The organism is Pseudomonas sp. MYb60 (assembly GCF_002979555.1).
Taxonomy (GTDB): Bacteria; Pseudomonadota; Gammaproteobacteria; order Pseudomonadales; family Pseudomonadaceae; genus Aquipseudomonas.
In genome coordinates, this window is record NZ_PCOZ01000016.1 from 11,877 (window position 1) to 34,336 (window position 22,460).

The following is a 22,460-nucleotide window of genomic DNA, read 5'->3' on the forward strand; positions in this document are numbered from 1 at the left end:
TCAGTCATTGACGGTCTCTCCGGTTTTCTTGCTCTTGAACATATCCAGCGCCAGCATGATTGCACCGATGGTGATGGCGCTGTCGGCAAAGTTGAACGCCGGGAAATACCAGCGGTTCTGCCAATGCACCAGAATGAAATCGATCACATGGCCCAAGGCAATGCGGTCGTACAGGTTGCCCAGCGCGCCGCCCAGTACCAGGGCGAGGGCGACAGCCAACCAGGTGTCATCGCGGCCAAGGCGCTTGAGCCACACCACCAGCACCGCACTGACCACCACGGCGATCAGGGCGAACAGCCAGCGCTGCCAGCCACCGCCATCAGCCAAAAAGCTGAAAGCGGCGCCGGTGTTATAAGCCAGGGTCCAGCTGAAGTAATCCGGGATTACCACGATCTGCTGGAACATCTGCAAGGAGCCTTCGAAATGAGCCTTGCTGACCTGGTCGATGACCAGGACCAGCACACTCAGCACGAGCCAGCCCAGACGTCCGAAACGGCCGGCATTAGGCATAGTGGCGAACCTCACCGGCACCGCTGATGTTGTCGACGCAACGACCACAGATTTCCGGATGCTCAGGGTTCACGCCAACATCTTCACGGCAGTGCCAGCAACGGGCGCACTTGGGGAAGGCCGACTTGACCACTTTGAGCTTCAAGCCCGGTACTTCGGTGGCAACGGCGTCCGCCGGGGCCTGGGCAAACGGTGCCAGGCTCGCGGTGGAGGTGATCAGCACGAAACGCAGTTCGTTGCTCAGCTTGGCCAGGTCGGCGGTCAGGCCTTCCTCGGCAAACAGGGTGACTTCGGCTTGCAGGTTGCCACCGACGGCCTTGGCCGCCCGCTGCACTTCCAGCTCCTTGTTCACCGCTACCTTGACGGCCATCACGCCTTCCCAGTACTCGCGGCCCAGTTCGAAGTCGGCCGGCAGTTCGGCCAGGTTTTCGTACCAGGTGTTGAGCATCACCGACTCGTTGCGCTCGCCCGGCAGGTATTCCCACAGTTCGTCGGCGGTGAACGCCAGGATCGGAGCGATCCAGCGCACCAGCGCTTCGGAGATGTGGTACAGCGCGGTCTGCGCCGAACGGCGTGCCTTGCTGTTGGCGCCGGTGGTGTACTGGCGGTCCTTGATGATGTCGAGGTAGAAACCACCCAGCTCCTGCACGCAGAAGTTGTGGATCTTCGAGTACACGTTCCAGAAGCGGTACTCACCGTAGTTTTCCTGCAACTCGCGTTGCAGCAACAGGGTCCGGTCCACGGCCCAGCGGTCGAGGGCAAGCATGTCCTCGGCTGGCAGGATGTCGGTGGCCGGGTTGAAACCGGTCAGGTTCGACAGCAGGAAGCGTGCGGTATTGCGGATACGGCGGTAGGCATCGGCGCTGCGGGCCAGGATCTGGTCCGAGACGGCGATTTCACCCGAATAGTCGGTCGACGCGACCCACAGACGCATGATGTCGGCGCCCAGGGTGTCATTGATCTTTTTCGGCTCGATCACGTTTTTCAGCGACTTGGACATCTTGCGGCCCGTCTCATCGACGGTAAAGCCGTGGGTCAGCAGTTCGCGGTACGGCGCGTGGTCATCGATGGCGCAACCGGTCAGCAGGGACGAGTGGAACCAGCCACGGTGTTGGTCCGAACCTTCAAGGTACAGGTCGGCACGCGGGCCGGTCTCATGGCCCATCGGGTGCGAGCCGCGCAGGACGTGCCAGTGGGTGGTGCCCGAGTCGAACCACACGTCGAGGGTGTCGCTGATCTTGTCGTACTGCGGCGCCTCATCGCCGAGCAGTTCGGCGGCGTCCAGCTTGAACCAGGCCTCGATGCCTTCCTGCTCAACGCGCAGGGCCACTTCTTCCATCAGTTCGACGGTACGTGGGTGCAGCTCGCCGCTTTCCTTGTTCAGGAAGAACGGGATCGGCACGCCCCAGTTACGCTGGCGGGAGATGCACCAGTCCGGGCGGTTGGCGATCATCGAGTGCAAGCGCGCCTGGCCCCAGGCCGGGACGAACTTGGTGTCTTCGATGGCTTTGATCGCGCGGTTGCGCAGGGTGTCGCCACGGGTTGGCTCTTTGTCCATGCCGATGAACCACTGCGCGGTGGCGCGGTAGATCAGCGGGGTCTTGTGGCGCCAGCAGTGCATGTAGCTGTGCTGGATGGCGGCGGTTTGCATCAACGCACCGACTTCACGCAGCTTTTCGATGATCGGCTGGTCGGCCTTGAAAATGAACTGGCCACCGAAGAATTCCAGCGACGGCACGTAGACGCCGTTGCTCTGCACTGGATTGATGATGTCATCGTTGACCAGGCCGTACTTTTTGCAGATGACAAAGTCGTCTACGCCGTAGGCAGGCGAGCAGTGAACGATGCCGGTACCCGAGCCCAGCTCGACGTAGTCAGCCAGGTACACCGGCGACAGACGGTCATAAAACGGGTGACGGAAGTTGATCAATTCCAGCGCGCTACCGGTGGTAGTCGCGATGACCGAACCTTGCAGCTCATAACGGGCCAGGCAGGCTTCAACCATCTCTTCAGCCAGCACCAGCAGGCGGTCGCCGACGTCTACCAGAGCGTAGGTGAACTCCGGGTGCACGTTCAGCGCCTGGTTGGCCGGGATGGTCCACGGGGTGGTGGTCCAGATCACGATGGCGGCAGGCTTGGCCAGCGATGCCAGGCCAAAGGCCTCGGCCAGCTTGGCGTCGTCGGCGATCGGGAAAGCCACGTCGATGGTCGAGGACTTCTTGTCTTCGTACTCGACTTCCGCTTCAGCCAGGGCCGAACCGCAGTCAAAGCACCAGTTCACGGGCTTGAGGCCCTTGAACACGAAACCGCCCTTGACGATTTCGGCCAAGGCACGGATTTCACCGGCCTCGTTCTTGAAGTTCATGGTCTTGTACGGATTGTCCCACTCGCCGAGCACGCCCAGGCGGATGAACTCGGACTTCTGCCCTTCGATCTGCTCGGTGGCGTAGGCACGGCACAGTTCGCGGGTTTTATCCGCGCCCAGGTTCTTGCCGTAGGTCACTTCGACTTTATGTTCGATCGGCAGGCCGTGGCAGTCCCAACCCGGCACGTATGGCGCGTCGAAGCCCGACAGGGTCTTCGAGCGCAGGATCATGTCCTTGAGGATCTTGTTCAGCGCATGACCGATGTGAATCGTGCCGTTGGCATAAGGAGGGCCGTCGTGCAGGACGAATTTCGGACGATCCTTGCCAATTTCGCGCAACTTTCCGTACAGGCCAATACTGTCCCAGCGCTGCAGAATCTGCGGTTCGCGCTGTGGCAGGCCGGCCTTCATTGGGAAGGCGGTGTCCGGAAGGTTTAGCGTGGCTTTATAGTCGGTCATTTAAGGCTCTTCGGTTAGCGATGGGCGCTAGGTGCGGCTAGTGCACGGGCGGCGGCGACATCCGCATTGATCGCCGTTTTCAACGCCTCGAGGGAGGCGAAACGCTGCTCTTCACGCAGCTTCTGGTGGAAAACCACCGTCAAACGCCGGTCATACAGATCACCGGCAAAATCCAAAAGGTGAACTTCCAGGTGGGCCTTGCCATCACCTGCAACCGTGGGCCTGACGCCTATGTTGGCGACTCCCGGCCACGGTTGGCCATCGATGTCGACGCTGACCAGGTAGACCCCGGTCAGCGGCACACGACGGCGCTTGAGTTGCACGTTGGCGGTTGGCGTGCCCAGTTGGCGCGCCAGCTTCTGGCCGTGCAGGACCCGCCCGGCAATGCGGAACGGGCGACCGAGCAAACGCTCGGCCAAGGCGAAGTCGGCAGCGGCCAGGGCGTTACGCACCTGGGTACTGCTCACGCGCAGGCCGTCCAGTTCGACGGTTTGCGCGGCTTCGACGGTAAACCCCTGGTTGACGCCGGCCTGTTGCAGGAAATCGAAATCCCCGACGCGGTCGCAACCAAACCGGAAGTCGTCACCGACCTCCAAATGCTGCACGCCCAAGCCATCGACCAGGATACGGTCGACGAACTCGGCGGCGCTGAGGCTTTGCAACCGCTGGTTGAAGGCCAGGCAGAGGACACGGTCCACGCCCTCTTCCGCCAGCAGCTGCAGCTTGTCCCGCAAGCGGGCCAGCCGGGCCGGCGCGGTCTCGGGCGTAAAGTACTCCCGCGGCTGTGGCTCGAAAATCACCACGCAGCTGGGCACGCCCAACTCGACCGCACGCTCGCGCAGCCGGGCCAGGATAGCCTGGTGGCCACGGTGAACACCGTCAAAGTTGCCAATAGTGGCGACGCAGCCCCGATGCTCGGGGCGCAGGTTGTGGAGACCTCGAACCAGCTGCATAACGCGCTTCTTGCTCATAAAGTGGTCGATTATAACCACACCCGGCCCCGGACGACAGGCAACAGAACAGGCCAAATGGATCGAATCGATAAAACAACGGTTTTATCGCTGGAATCTCGCTAACCCAGCGACTTGCGATTGAAATCCCGCAGGCGGAAGCCCTGTAGCAGCAACATCCCGAAGTACACCACCACGCCAGCCACCACCAACACGCCCAGGCGCAGGAAGCGCTCCAGCATGTTGCCCTGGTCCCAGGCCGGCATGAAGTGCATCAGGCCCAGCAATACGGCGGACATCATTGCCACCGCCACCAGCAACTTCAGTGCGAACAGCCCCCAGCCTGCCTGCGGCTGGAACATCTGCTGCTTGCGCAATTGATAAAACAGCAGGCCGGCGTTGATACACGCGCCCGCACTGATTGCCAGGGCCAAACCGGCGTGAGCCAAGGGGCCGATGAACACCAGGTTGAGGAGTTGGGTGACGATCAGCGTGAAGATAGCGATTTTCACTGGTGTACGGATGTTTTGCTGCGCATAGAAGCCTGGTGCCAGCACTTTGATCACGATAATGCCGAGCAGGCCCACTGAATAGGCAATCAGCGCGCGCTGGGTCATCGAGGCGTCAAACGCGCTGAACTGGCCGTATTGGAACAGCGCCACGGTCAATGGCTCGGCCAGGATGCCCAGGGCCAGCGCACACGGCAGCACCAGCACAAAGCACAGGCGCAGGCCCCAATCGAGGATGCGCGAGTATTCCTGGCGGTCCTTGCTGGCGTAGGTGCGCGACAGCGTTGGCAGCAGGATCGTGCCGAGGGCCACGCCGAGTACGCCGGACGGCAATTCCATCAAACGGTCCGCGTAGTACATCCACGACACCGAGCCGGAGACCAGCAATGACGCGAACGCGGTGTTGATGATCAGGGAAATCTGGCTGACGGAGACGCCGAGGATCGCCGGCAACATATTGCGCATTACCCGCCAGACCCCGGTGTCCTTGAGGTTCAGGCGCGGCAGCACGAGCATGCCGATCTTTTTCAGGTGCGGCAGTTGGTAGAGCAACTGCGCCAGCCCGCCGGCCAGAACGGCCCAGCCCAGCGCCATCACCGGTGGGTCGAAGTACGGGGTGAGGAACAGCGCGAAGATAATCATGCTGACGTTCAACAGGGTCGGCACGAAGGCCGGCACCGAGAAGCGGTTCCAGGTATTGAGGATCGCGCCGGCCAGGGATGAGAGGGAGATCAGCAATATATAAGGAAAGGTTACCCGCAGCAGGTCGGTGGTCAGCGCAAACTTTTCCGGGGTATTGGCAAAGCCAGGGGCAGTCGCCCAGATCACCCAGGGCGCGGCGAGCATGCCAAGGACGGTCACCAGCATCAAAACAAGGGTCAACAGACCCGAGACGTAGGCAATAAAGGTGCGGGTGGCTTCTTCGCCCTGCTGAGTCTTGTATTCGGCCAGGATCGGCACGAACGCCTGGGAAAATGCGCCTTCGGCGAAGATCCGCCGCAGCAGATTGGGCAGTTTGAAGGCTATAAAGAAGGCATCCGTGGCCATGCTGGCGCCAAAAATACGCGCCAGCAGGGTGTCGCGCACGAACCCTAAAACCCGGGAGATCATGGTGATAGAGCTGACGGCGGCCAACGATTTGAGGAGGTTCATTGAAAGAGTTTGCGCCTATTAGATAAACAGCAGGCGAACAACGCGCCTACTTATGCGATACTGCGCGCCTGCAAAACAGCACAGAGCCAAAGCTCGCGAGTTTACAGGTCAAGCGCCGGAAATAAATCACCCGCCTCTTCAGATCGACCACTCAGCAGTTCGCATCAGCCGCCCTTGACAACCCATCAAGTCATCGGCATGATTCGCGGCCTATTTTGTTTGCTATTTCCTAAAAAGTCTTTCGAGGAGCTCGACGGTGGCCAACACACCTTCCGCCAAAAAACGTGCAAAACAGGCTGAGAAGCGTCGCAGCCACAACGCCAGCCTGCGTTCCATGGTTCGTACCTACATCAAGAATGTAGTTAAAGCCATCGACACCAAAGACGCTGAAAAAGCTCAAGCAGCTTACGTTCTGGCTGTGCCTGTTATCGACCGTATGGCCGATAAAGGCATCATCCACAAGAACAAGGCCGCTCGTCATAAGAGCCGTCTGAATGGCCACATCAAGGCTCTGAGCGTCGCTGCTGCAGCCTAAGTGGTAACAACTGCCGAGCAGCCCAGGCTGCGAAACAGTTAAAAAATGCCCCGTACCGAAAGGTCCGGGGCATTTTTGTTTGTGTCTAATATTCGGAGTACGCAGATCAAAATGTGGGAGGGGGCTTGCCCCCGATGGGTGGATCAGTGAGAAATACTCTAACTGACACACTGCAATCCGGGGCAAGCCCCCTCCCACATTTAGACTGTATGCATTCTCTGGGCACAAAAAAACGCCCCGAACCAGTCGGGGCGTTTTTGCTAGCAACTGATCAGTGCATCAATCAGTGCTGGTGACCGCCTTCACCGTGAACGTGGCCGTGAGCCACTTCTTCCTGGGAAGCGTCGCGGATGGCAACGATCTTCACTTGGAAGTTCAGGCGCTGGCCAGCCAGTGGGTGGTTGCCGTCAACGGTGACGTCGTCGCCGTCCAGGTCACGGATGGTGACGATCTGCATTTGGCCGTCCGGCGCGGAAGCGTGGAACTGCATGCCCACTTCCAGCTCGTCAACGCCTTCGAACATGCTGCGGCTCAGGGTGCTGACCAGTTCGGCCGAGTACTCGCCGTAAGCATCTTCAGGTTCTACGGCGACCGTCAGTTCGTCACCGACGTTCTTGCCTTCCAGCGCCTTTTCCAGGCCCGGGATAATGTTGCCTGCGCCTTGCAGGTAGACCAGCGGCGCGCCGCCGGCGGAGCTGTCGATGACCTCACCAGCGTCGTTGGTCAGGGTATAGTCGATGGAGACAGCCTTGTTAGCGGCGATCGTCATGGGGCGAGACCTTTTGCATAAGAATGAAGAACGGACAAGTCTAAACAAGGATTTGCCCGAAAGCGAACACAACCCGGACAGACGGGGTCGCACACGCGACTCGACGGTCACCGGTTTCCACCAGGACGATGACCAGCACTGGGTCGCCGAGCTGTCCTGCGGCCACACCCAGCACCTGCGCCACCAGCCACCCTGGCAGTCCCGCGCCTGGGTACTGGACCCCGCACAGCGCCTGGAAAAAATAGGCCAGCCCTTTGCCTGCGGCTGGTGTGCGCAAGACCACGAATAACGATAACCTTGGTACCTGATTCGCGGTAGACGCTCAGCCATAGAGCGCCGCCCAAGCCATGCACCTCCAGAGAATCCGCATGCAGACTTTTTTTATCGCGCCCACCGATTTTGGTGTGGGTCTGACCTCCATCAGCCTTGGGCTGGTGCGTACCCTTGAACGGGCCGGGCTGAAAGTCGGTTTTTTCAAGCCGATTGCCCAGCCGCACCCGGGCGACACCGGCCCCGAGCGATCCACCGAACTGGTGGCGCGCACCCATGGCCTCAAGCCGCCACAACCGCTGGGCCTTGCCCATGTGGAGCGCATGCTCGGCGACGGCCAGCTCGACGAGTTGCTGGAAGAAATCATCACGCTGTACCAGCAGGCCGCCGTGGGCAAGGACGTGCTGATCGTCGAGGGCATGGTGCCGACCCGCAACGCCAGCTATGCGGCACGGGTCAACCTGCATCTGGCCAAGAGCCTGGATGCTGAAGTGATCCTGGTCTCGGCCCCGGAAAACGAAGTGCTCACCGAACTCTCTGGCCGCGTGGAATTGCAGGCCCAGTTGTTCGGCGGCCCGAAAGACCCGAAAGTCCTCGGCGTGATCCTCAACAAGGTGCGCACTGACGAAAGCATGGAAGCCTTCGCCGCACGCCTCAAGGAACATTCGCCCCTGTTGCGCAGTGGTGACTTCCGCCTGCTCGGCTGCATCCCCTACCGCCCCGAACTCAACGCCCCGCGCACCCGTGACGTGGCCGACCTGATGGGCGCGCAAATTCTCAATGCCGGCGACTACGAAACCCGGCGCATGAGCAACATCATTATTTGCGCCCGCACCATGCGCAACACCGTTGAGCTGCTCAAGCCCGGCGTGCTGGTGGTGACCCCGGGCGACCGCGACGACATCATCCTCGCCGTCAGCCTCGCCGCGATCAACGGTGTGCCGCTGGCCGGCCTGCTGCTGACCAGCGACACCCTGCCCGACCCGCGCATCATGGATCTGTGCCGTGGCGCGTTCCAGGCCGGGTTGCCGGTATTGTCGGTGAGCACCGGCTCGTACGACACCGCCAACCTGCTCAACAGCCTCAATAAAGAAATCCCCATCGATGACCGCGAGCGCGCGGAGATCATCACCGACTTCGTCGCCAGCCACCTGGACGCACGCTGGCTGCACCAGCGCTGCGGCACGCCTCGGGAGATGCGCCTGTCGCCGGCGGTGTTCCGCTACCAGTTGATCCAGCGCGCGCAGGCCGCCAACAAGCGCATCGTGCTGCCCGAAGGCAGCGAGCCGCTCACCGTGCAGGCCGCCGCGATCTGCCAGGCCCGTGGCATCGCCCGTTGCGTGCTGCTGGCCAAACCGGCGGATGTAGAAGCCGTGGCGCGCGCCCAAGGCATCGAATTGCCGGAAGGCCTGGAGATTCTCGACCCGGACCTGATTCGCCAACGCTACGTCGAACCCATGGTGGCCCTGCGCAAGAGCAAGAGCCTCAACGCGCCCATGGCCGAGCAGCAACTGGAAGACACCGTGGTGATCGCCACCATGATGCTGGCGCTGGATGAAGTGGACGGCCTGGTTTCCGGGGTGATCCATTCCACCGCCAATACCATCCGCCCAGCCCTGCAACTGATCAAGACCGCGCCGGGCTGCACCCTGGTGTCGTCGGTATTCTTCATGCTGTTCCCCGAACAGGTGCTGGTGTACGGCGACTGCGTGATGAACCCGCACCCGAGCGCCGCCGAACTGGCAGAGATTGCCCTGCAAAGCGCCGACTCTGCCGCGGCGTTCGGCATCATCCCGCGTGTGGCGATGATCAGCTATTCCAGTGGCGATTCGGCCAGCGGCGAGGAAGTCGAGAAAGTCCGCGAAGCCACCCTGCTCGCCCACGAGCAGCAAAGCTCGCTGCTGATCGACGGCCCGTTGCAATATGACGCCGCCGCCAACGAAACCGTGGCCCGCCAGTTGGCGCCCGACAGCCAGGTCGCCGGCAAGGCCACGGTGTTCGTGTTCCCCGACCTGAACACCGGCAACACCACCCACAAGGCCGTGCAACGCAGCGCCGACTGCGTGAGCCTGGGCCCGATGCTCCAAGGCCTGCGCAAACCGGTCAACGACCTGCCGCGCGGTGCCCAGGTGGACGACATCGTGTACACCATCGCACTCACCGCGATCCAAGCCGCCAACCGACCAATGGATATTTAAATGCTGGATTTTCTACCTGCCGCCGTGCGCGGGGTCATCGCGTCGCTGTTGCTGGCGCTCAACACGATCCTGCTGTGTTCGTTCCTGTTCGTCGTCGCGCTGTTCAAGGCACTGCCGTTCGCCAAGCGCTTCAGTGAATGGCTGATGAACCACACCCACGAAGCCTGGGTGACCAACAACAAGGGCTGGATGAACCTGGTGCGCCGCACGCGCTGGCATATCACCGGGCTTGAAGGGCTGGATTATCAACACTCGTACCTGGTGACCAGCAACCATCAGAGCTGGGTCGACATCATGGTGCTGCAATACGTACTCAACCGCCGGATTCGCCCGCTGAAATTCTTCCTCAAGCAAGAGCTGATCTGGGTACCGGTGATTGGCCTGGCGTGGTGGGCCCTGGGCTTTCCGTTCATGAAGCGCTACACCAAGGCGTACCTGGAAAAGCACCCGGAGAAGAAAGGCAAGGACCTGGAAACCACCCGCAAGACCTGTGCGAAGTTTCGCGACAATCCGGTAGGCATTTTCAACTTTGCCGAAGGCACGCGGTTTACCCCCGGCAAACACGCACAGCAGAAGTCGCCGTTTCGCTACTTGCTCAGGCCTAAGGCCGGTGGGATTGCGTTTGTGCTGGACGCCATGGGCGAGCAATTGAAGTCACTGGTGAACGTGACCATCCACTACCCTGCCGGGCGGCCTGGGTACTGGGATTTGTTGTGCGGGAATGTGCAGGACGTGGTGGTGCAGTTTGAAGAGGTGCAGATCCCGGCCGCGTTCATTGGCAAGAATTATGAGCAGGATGGGGAGTATCGGACGGCGTTCCAGGGCTGGATCAACCAGTTGTGGGAAGACAAGGATGCGCTGCTAGAGCAGTTGCACAACGATTTCCCGGTCAAACGATGATCGAAATGTGGGAGGGGGCAGGCCCCCTCCCACATTTGATTGCTACGGGCTTTAGATCGCGCCGCGCTGACGCAACAGTTCCAGCACTTGCTTGACGCTTTCTTCCAGTGACAGCGCCTGGGTGTCGATCACCAGATCGGCATTCAACGGCACGTCGTATGGGAAGGATTCGCCAGGGATGTTATCCCCACCGGCAGCGTACAGGCCTTGCGGGTCACGCTCGGCGCACACCAGCGGCGAAGCCTGCACGTAGACCGTCAGCAGACGATCGCTGCCGATCAGCGCCTTGGCCTGTTCACGGCCTTCGGCGTCCGGGGCGACGAACGCCGCCAGGGTCAGCAGGCCCGCCTCGTTGAACTGACGCGCCACGTGAGCAGCACGACGCCAGTTCTCGGTGCGCCCGGCACGGTCCTGGGGCAAGCCCTTGTTCAGGTCATGACGCAGGTTCTGGCCATCCAGTACAAACACCGCACGGCCCATGTCGAACAGCTTGCGCTCAACCGCGTAGGCCAAGGTGCTCTTGCCAGCGCCCGACAGACCGCTGAACAGCACGGTGGCCGGCTGCTGGCCGAAACGCTGGGCACGCTCTTCAGTGGCCACGTGAGCCAGCTTGCCGTGCTGCGCCGAACTGCCGTGGGTCACCGGCGGCGCGATGATCATGCCTGCGGCCACGGTACCATTGGTCAACCGGTCGATGACGATGAACGCACCGGTGGTGCGGTTGCTGTCGTAACCGTCCAGCGCGATGGCGGCGTCGAGGCTGACCTTGACCCGACCAATCTCGTTCAGTTGCAGCGAACTCGCCGGGCCTTCGGCCAGGGTGTTCACGTCCACACGGTGCACGATGCTGGTGATGGAGCCCGGCACGTAGCTGGTGGCGCGCTTGATGTCGTACTTCTTGCCCGGCAGCATCGGTTCTTCAGCCATCCACACCAGCATGGCGTCGAAGGCGTCAGTCACTTGCGGCACGTTGTCGGCGTGAACCAGCAGGTCGCCACGGGAGATATCGATCTCGTCTTCCATGGTCAGGGTCACGGCCTGGCCTGGGCCGGCGTGCTCCAGTTCACCCTCGAAGGTGACGATGGATTTGACGCGGCTGCTCTTGCCCGACGGCAGCACCACGACTTCGTCGCCCTTGTGCACGATGCCGCTGGCCAGGGTGCCGGCGAAACCACGGAAGTTCAGGTTCGGGCGGTTGACATACTGCACCGGGAAACGCAGGTCGGTGTAGTTGCGGTCGTTGGCGATCTCGACGGTCTCGAGGATTTCCATCAGCGACTGCCCGGTGTACCAGGGCGAACGCTCGCTCTTGTTCACCACGTTGTCGCCCTTGAGTGCGGACATTGGCACGAAGGCCAGGGTGCTCGGCTTGAAGGCGATACCGTCGGCGAACTTCAGGTAATCGGCCTTGATCTGCTCGAATACGCTTTGGTCAAAGCCGTTGATGTCCATCTTGTTGACGGCCACCACGATGTGCTTGATGCCCAGCAACGAGGCGATGAAGCTGTGGCGACGGGTCTGGGTCTGCACGCCGTAACGGGCGTCGATCAGGATGATCGCCAGGTCACACGTGGATGCACCGGTGGCCATGTTGCGGGTGTACTGCTCATGGCCGGGGGTGTCGGCGATGATGAATTTGCGCTTGGCGGTGGAGAAGTAGCGGTAGGCAACATCGATGGTGATGCCCTGCTCACGCTCCGCCTGCAGGCCGTCGACCAGCAAGGCCAGGTCGATGTCATCGCCGGTGGTGCCGGATTTTTTCGAATCGCGGGTGATGGCTTCCAGGTGATCTTCGTAGATCATCTTGGAGTCGTGCAGCAGGCGCCCGATCAGGGTGCTCTTGCCGTCGTCGACGTTGCCACAGGTCAGGAAGCGCAACATTTCCTTGCGCTCGTGCTGGCCGAGGTAGGCGAGGATGTCCTCGCTGATCAAATCAGATTGATGCGACATTGGTGACAGCCCCTTAGAAATAACCCTGACGTTTTTTGTCTTCCATCGAGCCTGCGCCATCGTGGTCGATGACCCGGCCCTGGCGCTCGGAAGTTCGCGTCAGGAGCATTTCCTGAATGATGTCCGTCAGCGTCTCGGCTTCGGACTCCACCGCGCCCGTCAACGGGTAGCAGCCAAGGGTACGGAAACGTACTTTCTTTTTGACGATTCGGGCTTTGTCTTCGTCGGACAAGTGCTCGAGGATGCGGTCGTCGTCGATCATGATCAACGTGCCGTTCTTCTCGATCACTTCACGTTCGGCGGCGAAGTACAGCGGCACGATCGGGATGCCTTCCAGGTAGATGTACTGCCAGATGTCCAGCTCGGTCCAGTTGGAGAGCGGGAACACACGGATGGACTCACCCTTGTTGACGTTGCCGTTGTAGACGTTCCACAGCTCCGGGCGCTGGTTCTTCGGGTCCCAGCGGTGTTTGCTGTCGCGGAACGAGTAAACGCGCTCTTTGGCGCGGGATTTCTCTTCATCGCGACGGGCACCGCCAAAGGCTGCGTCGAAACCATGCTTGTCCAGGGCCTGCTTGAGGCCTTCGGTCTTCATGATGTCGGTGTGCTTGGCACTGCCGTGGGTGAAAGGGTTGATGCCCTGCGCAACGCCGTCCGGGTTGACGTGGGTGATCAGGTCCAGGCCCAGTTCCTCGACCATCTTGTCGCGGAACGTGTACATCTCCTGGAATTTCCAGCGGGTGTCGACATGCATTACCGGGAATGGCAGCTTGCCCGGGAAAAATGCCTTGCGGGCCAGATGCAGCATCACGGCGGAGTCTTTACCGATCGAGTAGAGCATCACCGGGTTATCGAACTCGGCGGCGACCTCGCGGATGATGTGGATGCTTTCCGCCTCCAGCTGTTTCAGATGCGTCAGTTTGTCGACCATGGTTACTCACGGAAAAACGATCTTATGGACGGCCAGCGGGCCGTGTTCGAGCGGGGCATGCTAGCACAGCACCTGCTTCTATTCAGGGAGCTGGCTAGATCGAAACGGTATATGAATATGCCTCGGAGTTTGGCTCTTTGTGGGAAGGGGCTTGCCCCCGATCGCGCTGTATCAGCGACACATGTATCGACTGAAAGCCGGCTATCGGGGGCAATCCCCCTCCCACACTTGAACCCAATTGTTAATCAGATCGGGTTGGGGCAATCGATGAACAGGTGTTCCAGGGCAAAGCGCCGCGCCAGGTAATCACCCAAGGCCTGCACGCCATAACGCTCGGTGGCGTGATGACCGGCGGCGATGAAGCTGATGTCGTTTTCCCGCGCACTGTGGAAGGTCTGCTCGGACGCTTCGCCGCTGAGGAACAGGTCGACTCCGGCGGCAATGCCATGGTCGATGTAGCCTTGGCCGCCGCCTGTGCACCAGCCAACGCGGCGGATCATCTCGCTGCCTTCAATCAGCAGCGGTTCGCGCCCCATGACTTCCTGCACGCGGCGGGCAAAATCGCGCGGCGACAACGGCTCGGCGAGGGAGCCGACCAGGCCGACGATCTTGGGGTTGCTCGGGTCCAGCGGGCCTTCGACGGTGATGTCCAACTGGCGGGCGAGTTGCACGTTGTTGCCCACATCCGGGTGCAGGTCCAGCGGCAAGTGGTAGGCCAACAGGCTGATGTCGTGCTTGAGCAGGGTCTTGAGGCGACGCTGCTTCATGCCGGTGATGCAGGGGTTTTCGCCTTTCCAGAAATAGCCGTGGTGCACCAGCACCAGATCGGCCTGGGCGTCGACGGCAGCGTCCAGCAGCGCCTGGCTGGCGGTAACGCCGCTGACGATGCGCATCACTTGCGGGCGCCCCTCCACTTGCAGGCCGTTGGGGCAGTAATCGGCAATTTTTGCGCTGCCGAGGTAGCGGTCCGCTTCCTCGACGAGGGTGCTCAGGGCAACGGCCATAAAAGACTCCTAAATATCCCGTTCAGAGGCGCTCGCAGCCTCGTATAATGCGCGACATTATGGGCGCTCTCCCGCCCCCTGCAACCTGTCAGGACTTACTTGATGCTCAAGGCACTGCGTTTTTTTGGATGGCCATTGTTGGCTGGCGTGCTGATCGCGATGCTGATTATTCAGCGTTATCCCCAGTTGGTGGGCTTGCCGAGCCTGGACGTGAACTTGCAACAGGCCCCGCAAACCAGCGCGGTGGTGCAAGGCCCGGTGACGTATGCAGACGCGGTGGTGATTGCCGCCCCGGCGGTGGTCAACCTGTACACCACCAAGGTCATCAATAAACCGGCGCACCCGTTGTTCGAAGACCCGCAGTTCCGTCGCTATTTCGGTGATAACGGGCCCAAGCAGCGCCGCATGGAGTCGAGCCTGGGTTCCGGCGTGATCATGAGCCCGGAAGGCTACATCCTCACTAACAACCACGTGACCACCGGCGCCGACCAGATTGTGGTGGCCCTGCGCGACGGTCGTGAAACCTTGGCCCGCGTAGTGGGCAGCGATCCGGAAACCGACCTCGCGGTGCTCAAGATCGACCTCAAAAGCCTGCCCGCGATCACCCTCGGCCGTTCCGACGGGCTGCGGGTAGGTGACGTGGCGCTGGCCATCGGCAACCCGTTCGGGGTGGGCCAGACGGTGACCATGGGCATCATCAGCGCCACCGGGCGTAACCAATTGGGCCTCAACAGTTACGAAGACTTCATCCAGACCGATGCGGCGATCAACCCAGGCAACTCCGGCGGTGCGCTGGTGGATGCCAATGGCAACCTGACCGGTATCAACACGGCGATTTTCTCCAAGTCCGGCGGCTCCCAGGGCATCGGTTTTGCGATCCCGGTGAAGCTGGCAATGGAAGTGATGAAGTCCATCATCGAGCACGGCCAGGTGATCCGTGGCTGGCTGGGGATTGAAGTGCAGCCGCTGACCAAGGAACTGGCCGAGTCGTTTGGCTTGACCGGCCGCCCTGGCATCGTGGTCGCCGGGATTTTCCGCGACGGCCCGGCACAGAAAGCCGGCCTGCAACTGGGGGACGTGATCCTCAGCATCAACGGCGAGCCCGCAGGTGATGGGCGCAAGTCGATGAACCAGGTGGCGCGGATCAAACCCACCGACAAGGTGGCGATCCAGGTGATGCGCAACGGCAAGGAGATCAAGTTGATGGCCGAAATCGGCTTGCGTCCACCGCCGGCACCGGTGAAAGAAGAGGAATAAACGCTGTCAGGCAGGTACTCGCTCGCGGGTACCTGTAAGTTTATATTTCCAAGCAATTCATTCTCATTAGTCATGTTATATTGTTTCAATATCGCTATTGGAACGCTCTATCATGCCGTCTCGAAGAATTGCCCCCATGGCTGGCCTGGCCCTGGGTCTGCTGCTTGATCCCGCCTTCGCCGAAGAAAACACCGTGGAACTGGACACCATCAGCGTCACCACCGACGCGTATGAATCCGCCACCGGCCCGGTCACCGGCTACCGCGCCACCCGCTCTGCCAGCGCGACCAAGACGGACACCGCACTTCGCGACATCCCACAATCCATCAGCGTGATTCCCGCCACTGTCCTGAAAGACCTGGGCAGTACCAACGTGGAACGGGCGCTGGAATTCGCCGGCGGTGTGTCCAAACAAAACAATTTTGGCGGCCTGACCCTGTACGAATACAGCGTGCGCGGCTTCACCACGTCCGAGTTCTACCAGGACGGTTTCAGCGCCAACCGCGGCTACCCGAGCACGCCTGACGCGGCCAATATCGAACGCATAGAAGTACTCAAGGGCCCTGCGGCCAGCCTGTATGGCCGCGGTGATCCAGGCGGCACGGTGAATATCGTCACCAAGAAGCCCCAGCCAGAGGCTTTCACCACCCTGCAAACCAGCGCTGGCAGTTGGGACCGCTACCGCACCGCGCTGGACGTCAACACTCCGCTGGACAGCGAAGGCAGCATGCTGTCGCGGGTCAACCTGGCCGTGGAGGACAACCACAGCTTCCGCGACCACGTGCAGAGCAAGCGCGTGTTCGTCGCGCCTTCGTTCAGCTGGCAACTGGACCCCGACACCAGCCTGCTGGTGGAAAGCGAATTCGTGCGCCACAGCTCCACCTTCGACCGCGGAATCGTCGACGCCCCCGGTGTATCGCGCTCCACCTTCCTTGGCGAGCCCAACGACGGCGATATCGACAACCATAACAACCGCCTGCAGGCCACCCTCGAGCATCACCTGAATGACGCGTGGAAACTGCGCCTGGCCAGCCACTACAAGCAGGGCACGCTGTGGGGCGACGCGTCGGAAAACCGCGCGTTGAACACCGACGGCCATACCCTCAACCGCCGCTATCGCGAACGTTCCATGGGTTGGCACGACAGCATCACCCAGCTGGAACTGCGCGGTCTGTTCGACATTGGCAGCTGGCAGCACGAACTGCTGATCGGCACCGAATACGAGGACTACCGCAAGAAGGAACGGGTGACCGCCATCGCAGGCAGCGCCTACGCCATCGACCTCTACAACCCGGTCTACGGCCAGCCCAAACCCAACGGGACGCGCTCCGGCACCGACTTCTTCGAACAGACCAAAAGCCACGCGCTGAACCTGCAAGACCAGATCATCTTCACCGACCGCCTGCGCGGCATGGTGGGCGCACGCTTCGAGCACTTCGAACAGAGCACCGAAGACTTCACCCGCAACAGCGCCAAGAGCCGCCAGACCCACGACGCCCTCACCCAGCGCGCCGGGCTGCTCTACCAGCTCACGCCCGAGGTCGGCGTCTTCGCCAACGCCTCCACCTCGTTCAAGCCCAACAGTGGCCTGGACGCCAATGGCAAAACCTTCAAGCCCGAAGAAGGCGTGGGTTATGAAGTGGGGATCAAGAGTGAGTTGTTCGACGACCGCCTCAGCACCACCCTCGCCGCGTTCCATATCGAAAAGGAAAACGTGCTGGCGCTGGACCCGGCCACCAACACCAGCCGCGCCATGGGCAAGGCGCGCAGTCAGGGACTTGACCTGCAACTGACCGGTCAGGTGACCGATGCCATACGCGTGATCGGTGCCTTCGCCTACATCGATGCCGAAGTGACCAAGGGCGATAGAGCCATTCCTGCCGGCAGCCGCATTTTAGGCGTGGCCAAGCGCAGCGGCAGCCTGTTGGGGGTGTATGAGTTCCAGGATGGCGTGTTGCGCGGATCGGACCTGGGGGCCGCGTTCACGTATGTGGGCGATCGCTCGGGTGAAGCGGGCACGCAGTTCGAACTGCCGGCGTACCACACCGTCGACCTGCTGGCCCATTACAAGGCCACGGAGAATGTCACCGTGGGCCTGAACCTCAACAACCTGTTTGATGAGAAGTATTACGAGCGGTCCTACAGCAACTATTGGATCAGCCCCGGCGAGCCGCGCAACCTCACGGTCAGCCTGACGCTGAACCTGTAAATACGCTCAAACCATGTGGGAGCGACCCGACAAGTCCACTCCCACCGTTTGATCTTCACGGGGTCCGCTTACAGCGCTGTCGGCGCCCGCTCGCACAGGGTATTCAGTGCCTTCGCCCACTGCGGATCATCATTCAGGCACGGCACCAGCACCAACTCCTCGCCCCCGGCCTCGCGGAACTGCTCCAGCCCGCGGTCACCGATCTCTTCCAGGGTCTCGATGCAATCGGCCACAAACGCCGGGCACATCACCAGCAGCTTTTTCACGCCTTGCTGGGCCAGGGCTTCCAGACGGGCTTCGGTGTAGGGTTCGATCCACTTGGCCCGGCCCAGGCGCGACTGGAACGCCACCGACCATTTATCGTCCGGCAAGCCCAGGCGCGCGGCAACGTCACGGGCAACGCTGAAGCATTGCGCGCGGTAGCAGGTTTTCAGCACCTGCGGCGATGCGTTCTTGCAGCAGTCGGCATCCTTGAAGCAATGCTGGCCCGTCGGGTCGAGCTTGGTCAGGTGACGCTCTGGCAGGCCGTGGAAACTCAGCAGCAGGTGATCGTAATCCTGCTCCACGTAAGCGCGGACACTCGCCGCGAGGGCATCCAGGTATTCCGGCTGGTCGTAGAACGGCTGCAAGGTCGAAAATTGCACGCTCAACTTCTTGTCGCGCACGACCCGCTTGGCCTCTTCGATCACCGTGGTCACAGTGCTGTCGGCAAACTGCGGGTACAGCGGCGCCAGTGTGACCTTGCGAATGCCCTGCGCAGCCAGGCGGGTCAGCACGGTTTCGAGGGACGGCTCGCCGTAGCGCATCGCCAATTCCACCGGGCCGTGGGTCCACTGCGTGGTCATCTGCTGTTGCAGGCGACGACTCAACACCACCAGCGGCGACCCCTCGTCCCACCAGATGGACGCATAGGCATGGGCCGACTGTTCGGGACGCTTGATCAGGATCAGCGACACCAGCAGGCGGCGTACCGGCCACGGCAGGTCAATGACGTAGGGGTCCATCAGAAACTGATTGAGATAACTGCGCACATCGGCCACCGAGGTGGACTTGGGTGAGCCCAGGTTGACCAGTAACAACGCGTGATCGGTCATGCAACATCCTATTTCTAGAGGCGGCTGGACAAGTCATCCAGAGCCGCACGCAACTCAGTGAACCGGAAAGTGAAACCGGCGGCCAGCAAGCGTTCGGGCACCGCCTTCTGCCCGCCCAGCAACAGGCCGGACAATTCGCCCAGCCCGACCTTCAAGGCAAAGGCCGGCATCGGCATGAACGCCGGGCGGTGCAGCACCTGACCCAACGTCTTGGCAAACTCACGATTACGCACCGGGTGTGGCGCGCAGGCATTATAAGGACCGCTGGCGTCTTCCTTGTGCAGAAGAAAATCAATCAAGGCGATTTGATCCTGGATGTGTACCCACGGCATCCACTGCCGACCATTGCCGATAGGCCCGCCCAGCGCCAGTTTGAACGGCAGCAAGAGGCGCGACAAAAAGCCGCCCTCGGCTGCCAGCACCAGGCCGGTGCGCACCAGCACCACACGCAGCCCCAAGGCTTCGGCGCGCTGGGCGGTCTCTTCCCAGGCGATGCACAGTTGGCTGGGGAAGTCGTCCTGCACCGGGCCGCTGGCTTCGGTGAGTTCACGCTCGCCGCCGTCACCGTACCAACCCACCGCCGACCCGGACACCAGCACCGCCGGTCTTTGCTCCAGCGTTTCCAGCCACGCCAGCAGGGTTTCGGTCAGCGCGATCCGGCTGCTCCACAGCAGCGCCTTGCGCTTGTGGGTCCAGGGTCGATCGGCGATTGGCGCACCGGCGAGATTAATGACCGCGTCCACCGGGCCGATAACCTGTTGCAGGCGGCCGACCCCTGACACCTGGGCGCCGCATGCCTTGGCGACCTGTTCCGGGTGGCGGCTCCACACGGTCAGGCGATGGCCCTGCGCGAGCCAGTGTTGGCAAAGTTGACGGCCGATCAGGCCAGTACCGCCGGTCAGCAAAATGTGCATGGGACACTCCTCATGTAACGTTCGCCGTCGATCACTGGTCTATTTTATTAGCAGGGAGCCATTTGAAAATCGGGCGTAACGTTGATTAAAGCCAGTGCTTTAACCATAGGTCATGCCACAGGATCAGGCGCCCAAGAACTTATACCAAAAAACAATATTGTACAGGTATTGGTGTCGGCGTAGTCTGTACCCAACGGTAAAACGAGGCCTCCCATGACTGTTCCCATCGCGATCATCGGCACCGGCATTGCCGGTCTCTCCGCCGCCCAAGCGTTACGAGACGCGGGGCACGTTGTACAACTCTTCGATAAAAGCCGCGGCAGTGGTGGCCGTATGTCCAGCAAGCGCAGCGATGCCGGCTCACTGGACATGGGCGCTCAATATTTCACCGCCCGCGACCGGCGCTTCGTCAACGAAGTGCAGCGCTGGCAAGCCAACGGCTGGGCCGAGCAGTGGAAGCCACAGCTGTACAACTTCAAGTCCGGCCAACTCACGCCCTCCCCCGACGAGCAAGTGCGCTGGGTCGGCACGCCGCGCATGAGCGCCATCACCCGCGCCTTGCTCGACGACCTGCCGGTGCACTTTGGGTGCCGTATCACCGACGTGTTCCAGGGCACCCAACACTGGAACCTGCTGGATGCCGATGGCGAGCACCATGGCCCGTTCAGCCACGTGATCATTGCCACGCCGGCCCCCCAGGCTACCGCGCTGCTGGCCGCTGCGCCGAAGTTGGCGAGTGCCGCCGCCGGGGTCAAGATGGACCCGACCTGGGCGGTTGCCCTGGCTTTCGACAAACCCCTGGATACACCGATGGAAGGCTGCTTCGTCCAGGACAGCCCCCTTGACTGGCTGGCGCGCAACCGCAGCAAACCCGGGCGCGACACCACGCTGGATACCTGGGTCTTGCACGCCACCAGCGCCTGGAGCAGGGCCCATCTGGACCTGCCCAAAGAAGCCGTGATCGAACACCTGCACGGCGCCTTTGCCGAATTGCTGCACAGCGCCATGCCCGCACCGTCGTTCAGCCTGGCGCACCGTTGGCTCTACGCGCGACCGTCCAGCGGCCACGAGTTCGGCGTGCTCGCCGATGCCGACCTGGGCCTGTACGTGTGTGGCGACTGGTGCCTGTCGGGCCGGGTGGAAGGTGCCTGGCTCAGCGGCCAGGAAGCCGCACGGCGCTTGATCGAGCACCTGCAATGAACCGCATCAACCCCGCCAAATTGCTGCTGTCGAAGTGGACAGCAGCGCACCCTCGCAACAAGGAAAAACACTTCCTCGTCACCGAGCTGTTTCGTGACGACGAAGGCACGGTGCTGGACATCGAGCTGCAAGCAGTCATGACCCGCCGCGTCGAGCGCCTGGCCTGGCAAACCTTGCAAGACGCCGAGCGCTGGAAAATCGGCTGGAAATAACCCTTTCGCAAAAACCTGTACAAAAAAATTGACTTGTACAGCATCGAACCTATGATGAGATTTAGTTGTACAAGTCATGAAGCTTGTACAGGAATCTTGCTGAGGTTCGTGTATGTCCAGCCCCTCCAAACCGAAGATCGCCATCAGCGCCTGCCTACTGGGCGAGAACGTGCGCTTCAACGGCGGTCATAAACAATCCCTGCTGTGCAGCCAGACCCTTGCCGACTATTTCGACTTCGTGCCGCTGTGCCCGGAAGTTGCAATCGGCCTGGGAATCCCCCGCGAACCGATCCGGTTGGTGGGCGACCCTGCTCACCCGCAAGCGGTCGGCACCGTGCACCGCGAGCTGAATGTCACCCAGCCCCTGAACGATTACGGCCAACAGATGGCCGAGGCGCACACTGACCTGTGCGGTTACATCTTCATGCAAAAGTCACCGTCTTGCGGCCTTGAACGGGTCAAGGTGTACCGCGATAACGGCACGCCGGTGGACGGTGGCGGGCGTGGCATCTACGCCCAGGCGTTTTGCGCACGCCACCCCAACCTGCCGGTGGAGGAAGACGGTCGGCTGAATGACCCGGTGCTACGGGAAAATTTCCTCACCCGGGTGTTCGTCTACGCCAGCTGGCAACAGTTGCTGGCCGAAGGCTTGAGCCGCCACCGCCTGCTGGCCTTCCACTCGCGCTACAAATACCTGCTGATGGCCCACAGCCCCGCGCACTACAAAAGCCTCGGCCACTTGCTGGGCAGCATGGGCAAGGCCACCGCGCTGGAAGAACTGGCCGACTGTTACTTCAGCGAATTGATGACAGGCCTGACCAAGTGCGCCACCCGGGGCACCCACACCAACGTGCTGCAGCACATCAGCGGCTACCTCAAGCAAGTCATCAGCGCCGACGACAAGCAGGAAATGCAGACCGTCATCGGCCAATACCGCCACGGCATCGTGCCATTGGTGGTGCCGCTGACCCTGCTCAAGCATCACTTCCGCCAACACCCGGACCGCTACATCGCGCAGCAGGCCTACCTGCAACCGCACCCGGAAAATCTCAGCCTGCGTAATGCGATCTAA

The 22,460-nt window shown here is 61.4% G+C and carries 19 protein-coding genes; 9 read left to right on the plus strand and 10 right to left on the minus strand.

Features of this window, described 5'->3' with window-relative positions:
* The 4 genes from lspA to murJ all read right to left on the minus strand — a co-directional run bounded on the left by lspA (position 1) and on the right by murJ (position 5,945).
* Complete coding sequence (lspA, locus tag CQ041_RS21325; protein WP_105524303.1) at positions 1–510, minus strand: signal peptidase II; 510 nt, start codon at positions 508–510, stop codon at positions 1–3.
* Complete coding sequence (gene ileS, locus CQ041_RS21330) at positions 503–3,334, minus strand: isoleucine--tRNA ligase (protein WP_105524304.1); 2,832 nt, start codon at positions 3,332–3,334, stop codon at positions 503–505. The genes lspA and ileS overlap by 8 nt, the downstream gene beginning before the upstream one ends.
* A 14-nt stretch (positions 3,335–3,348) precedes the next feature.
* On the minus strand, positions 3,349–4,287 hold the full coding sequence (ribF, locus tag CQ041_RS21335; protein WP_163002024.1) for a bifunctional riboflavin kinase/FAD synthetase: 939 nt from the start codon (positions 4,285–4,287) through the stop codon (positions 3,349–3,351).
* Positions 4,288–4,406: 119 nt separating this feature from the next.
* Positions 4,407–5,945 carry a murein biosynthesis integral membrane protein MurJ gene (gene murJ, locus CQ041_RS21340; protein ID WP_105524306.1) on the minus strand — a complete coding sequence of 513 codons (1,539 nt, stop codon included), beginning with the start codon at positions 5,943–5,945 and terminating at the stop codon, positions 4,407–4,409.
* A 256-nt stretch (positions 5,946–6,201) separates the two neighbouring features.
* On the opposite strand from murJ, the gene rpsT reads away from it, so the two are divergent.
* Positions 6,202–6,480: a 30S ribosomal protein S20 gene (gene rpsT / locus CQ041_RS21345; RefSeq protein ID WP_016976313.1), complete on the plus strand. Its 279-nt coding sequence runs from the start codon at positions 6,202–6,204 to the stop codon at positions 6,478–6,480.
* A 283-nt stretch (positions 6,481–6,763) separates the two neighbouring features.
* Here the strand turns inward: rpsT and CQ041_RS21350 are convergent, their stop codons facing one another.
* Positions 6,764–7,249 carry a peptidylprolyl isomerase gene (locus CQ041_RS21350; RefSeq protein WP_016976314.1) on the minus strand — a complete coding sequence of 162 codons (486 nt, stop codon included), beginning with the start codon at positions 7,247–7,249 and terminating at the stop codon, positions 6,764–6,766.
* Between CQ041_RS21350 and CQ041_RS21355 the strand changes: the two genes are divergently transcribed.
* The 3 genes from CQ041_RS21355 to CQ041_RS21365 all read left to right on the plus strand — a co-directional run bounded on the left by CQ041_RS21355 (position 7,248) and on the right by CQ041_RS21365 (position 10,617).
* Positions 7,248–7,538, plus strand: a complete 291-nt coding sequence (locus tag CQ041_RS21355) for a DUF3565 domain-containing protein (protein WP_105524307.1) — start codon at positions 7,248–7,250, stop codon at positions 7,536–7,538. The genes CQ041_RS21350 and CQ041_RS21355 overlap by 2 nt on opposite strands.
* A 79-nt stretch (positions 7,539–7,617) precedes the next feature.
* On the plus strand, positions 7,618–9,717 hold the full coding sequence (gene pta / locus CQ041_RS21360) for a phosphate acetyltransferase (RefSeq protein ID WP_105524308.1): 2,100 nt from the start codon (positions 7,618–7,620) through the stop codon (positions 9,715–9,717).
* On the plus strand, positions 9,718–10,617 hold the full coding sequence (locus tag CQ041_RS21365) for an acyltransferase (protein WP_105524309.1): 900 nt from the start codon (positions 9,718–9,720) through the stop codon (positions 10,615–10,617). It abuts the gene before it with no gap.
* A 51-nt stretch (positions 10,618–10,668) separates the two neighbouring features.
* On the opposite strand, the gene cysN is transcribed toward CQ041_RS21365, so the two are convergent.
* From cysN to CQ041_RS21385, 3 genes are all read right to left on the minus strand, one after another.
* The gene (gene cysN / locus CQ041_RS21370; protein ID WP_105524310.1) at positions 10,669–12,567 is read right to left on the minus strand and encodes a sulfate adenylyltransferase subunit CysN; all 1,899 of its coding nucleotides are present in this window, start codon (positions 12,565–12,567) and stop codon (positions 10,669–10,671) included.
* Positions 12,568–12,580: 13 nt separating this feature from the next.
* Positions 12,581–13,498 (minus strand): sulfate adenylyltransferase subunit CysD, encoded by a 918-nt coding sequence (gene cysD, locus CQ041_RS21375; RefSeq protein WP_033896984.1) that lies wholly within the window; start codon positions 13,496–13,498, stop codon positions 12,581–12,583.
* A gap of 245 nt (positions 13,499–13,743) precedes the next feature.
* Positions 13,744–14,502, minus strand: coding sequence for a Nif3-like dinuclear metal center hexameric protein (locus CQ041_RS21385; protein ID WP_105524312.1), 759 nt, complete (start codon positions 14,500–14,502; stop codon positions 13,744–13,746).
* Between the two features lie 102 nt (positions 14,503–14,604).
* On the opposite strand from CQ041_RS21385, the gene algW reads away from it, so the two are divergent.
* A complete protein-coding gene (gene algW, locus CQ041_RS21390) occupies positions 14,605–15,759 on the plus strand; it encodes a Do family serine endopeptidase AlgW (RefSeq protein WP_105524313.1) in 1,155 nt (384 codons plus the stop codon).
* A 112-nt stretch (positions 15,760–15,871) separates the two neighbouring features.
* Positions 15,872–17,968 (plus strand): TonB-dependent siderophore receptor, encoded by a 2,097-nt coding sequence (locus tag CQ041_RS21395; protein ID WP_105524314.1) that lies wholly within the window; start codon positions 15,872–15,874, stop codon positions 17,966–17,968.
* A 68-nt stretch (positions 17,969–18,036) separates the two neighbouring features.
* Here CQ041_RS21395 and hemH read toward each other — a convergent pair whose 3' ends face one another.
* Together hemH and CQ041_RS21405 are read right to left on the minus strand one after the other, a co-directional pair.
* Positions 18,037–19,062 (minus strand): ferrochelatase, encoded by a 1,026-nt coding sequence (gene hemH, locus CQ041_RS21400; RefSeq protein WP_105524315.1) that lies wholly within the window; start codon positions 19,060–19,062, stop codon positions 18,037–18,039.
* A gap of 14 nt (positions 19,063–19,076) precedes the next feature.
* Positions 19,077–19,976, minus strand: a complete 900-nt coding sequence (locus CQ041_RS21405) for a TIGR01777 family oxidoreductase (protein WP_105524316.1) — start codon at positions 19,974–19,976, stop codon at positions 19,077–19,079.
* A 213-nt stretch (positions 19,977–20,189) separates the two neighbouring features.
* Between CQ041_RS21405 and CQ041_RS21410 the strand changes: the two genes are divergently transcribed.
* The 3 genes from CQ041_RS21410 (at position 20,190) to CQ041_RS21420 (ending at position 22,460) form a co-directional block, all read left to right on the plus strand.
* A complete protein-coding gene (locus CQ041_RS21410; protein WP_105524317.1) occupies positions 20,190–21,176 on the plus strand; it encodes an NAD(P)/FAD-dependent oxidoreductase in 987 nt (328 codons plus the stop codon).
* The gene (locus CQ041_RS21415; protein ID WP_105524318.1) at positions 21,173–21,388 is read left to right on the plus strand and encodes a TIGR02450 family Trp-rich protein; all 216 of its coding nucleotides are present in this window, start codon (positions 21,173–21,175) and stop codon (positions 21,386–21,388) included. The genes CQ041_RS21410 and CQ041_RS21415 overlap by 4 nt, the downstream gene beginning before the upstream one ends.
* 112 nt (positions 21,389–21,500) lie before the next feature.
* A complete protein-coding gene (locus tag CQ041_RS21420; RefSeq protein WP_105524319.1) occupies positions 21,501–22,460 on the plus strand; it encodes a DUF523 and DUF1722 domain-containing protein in 960 nt (319 codons plus the stop codon).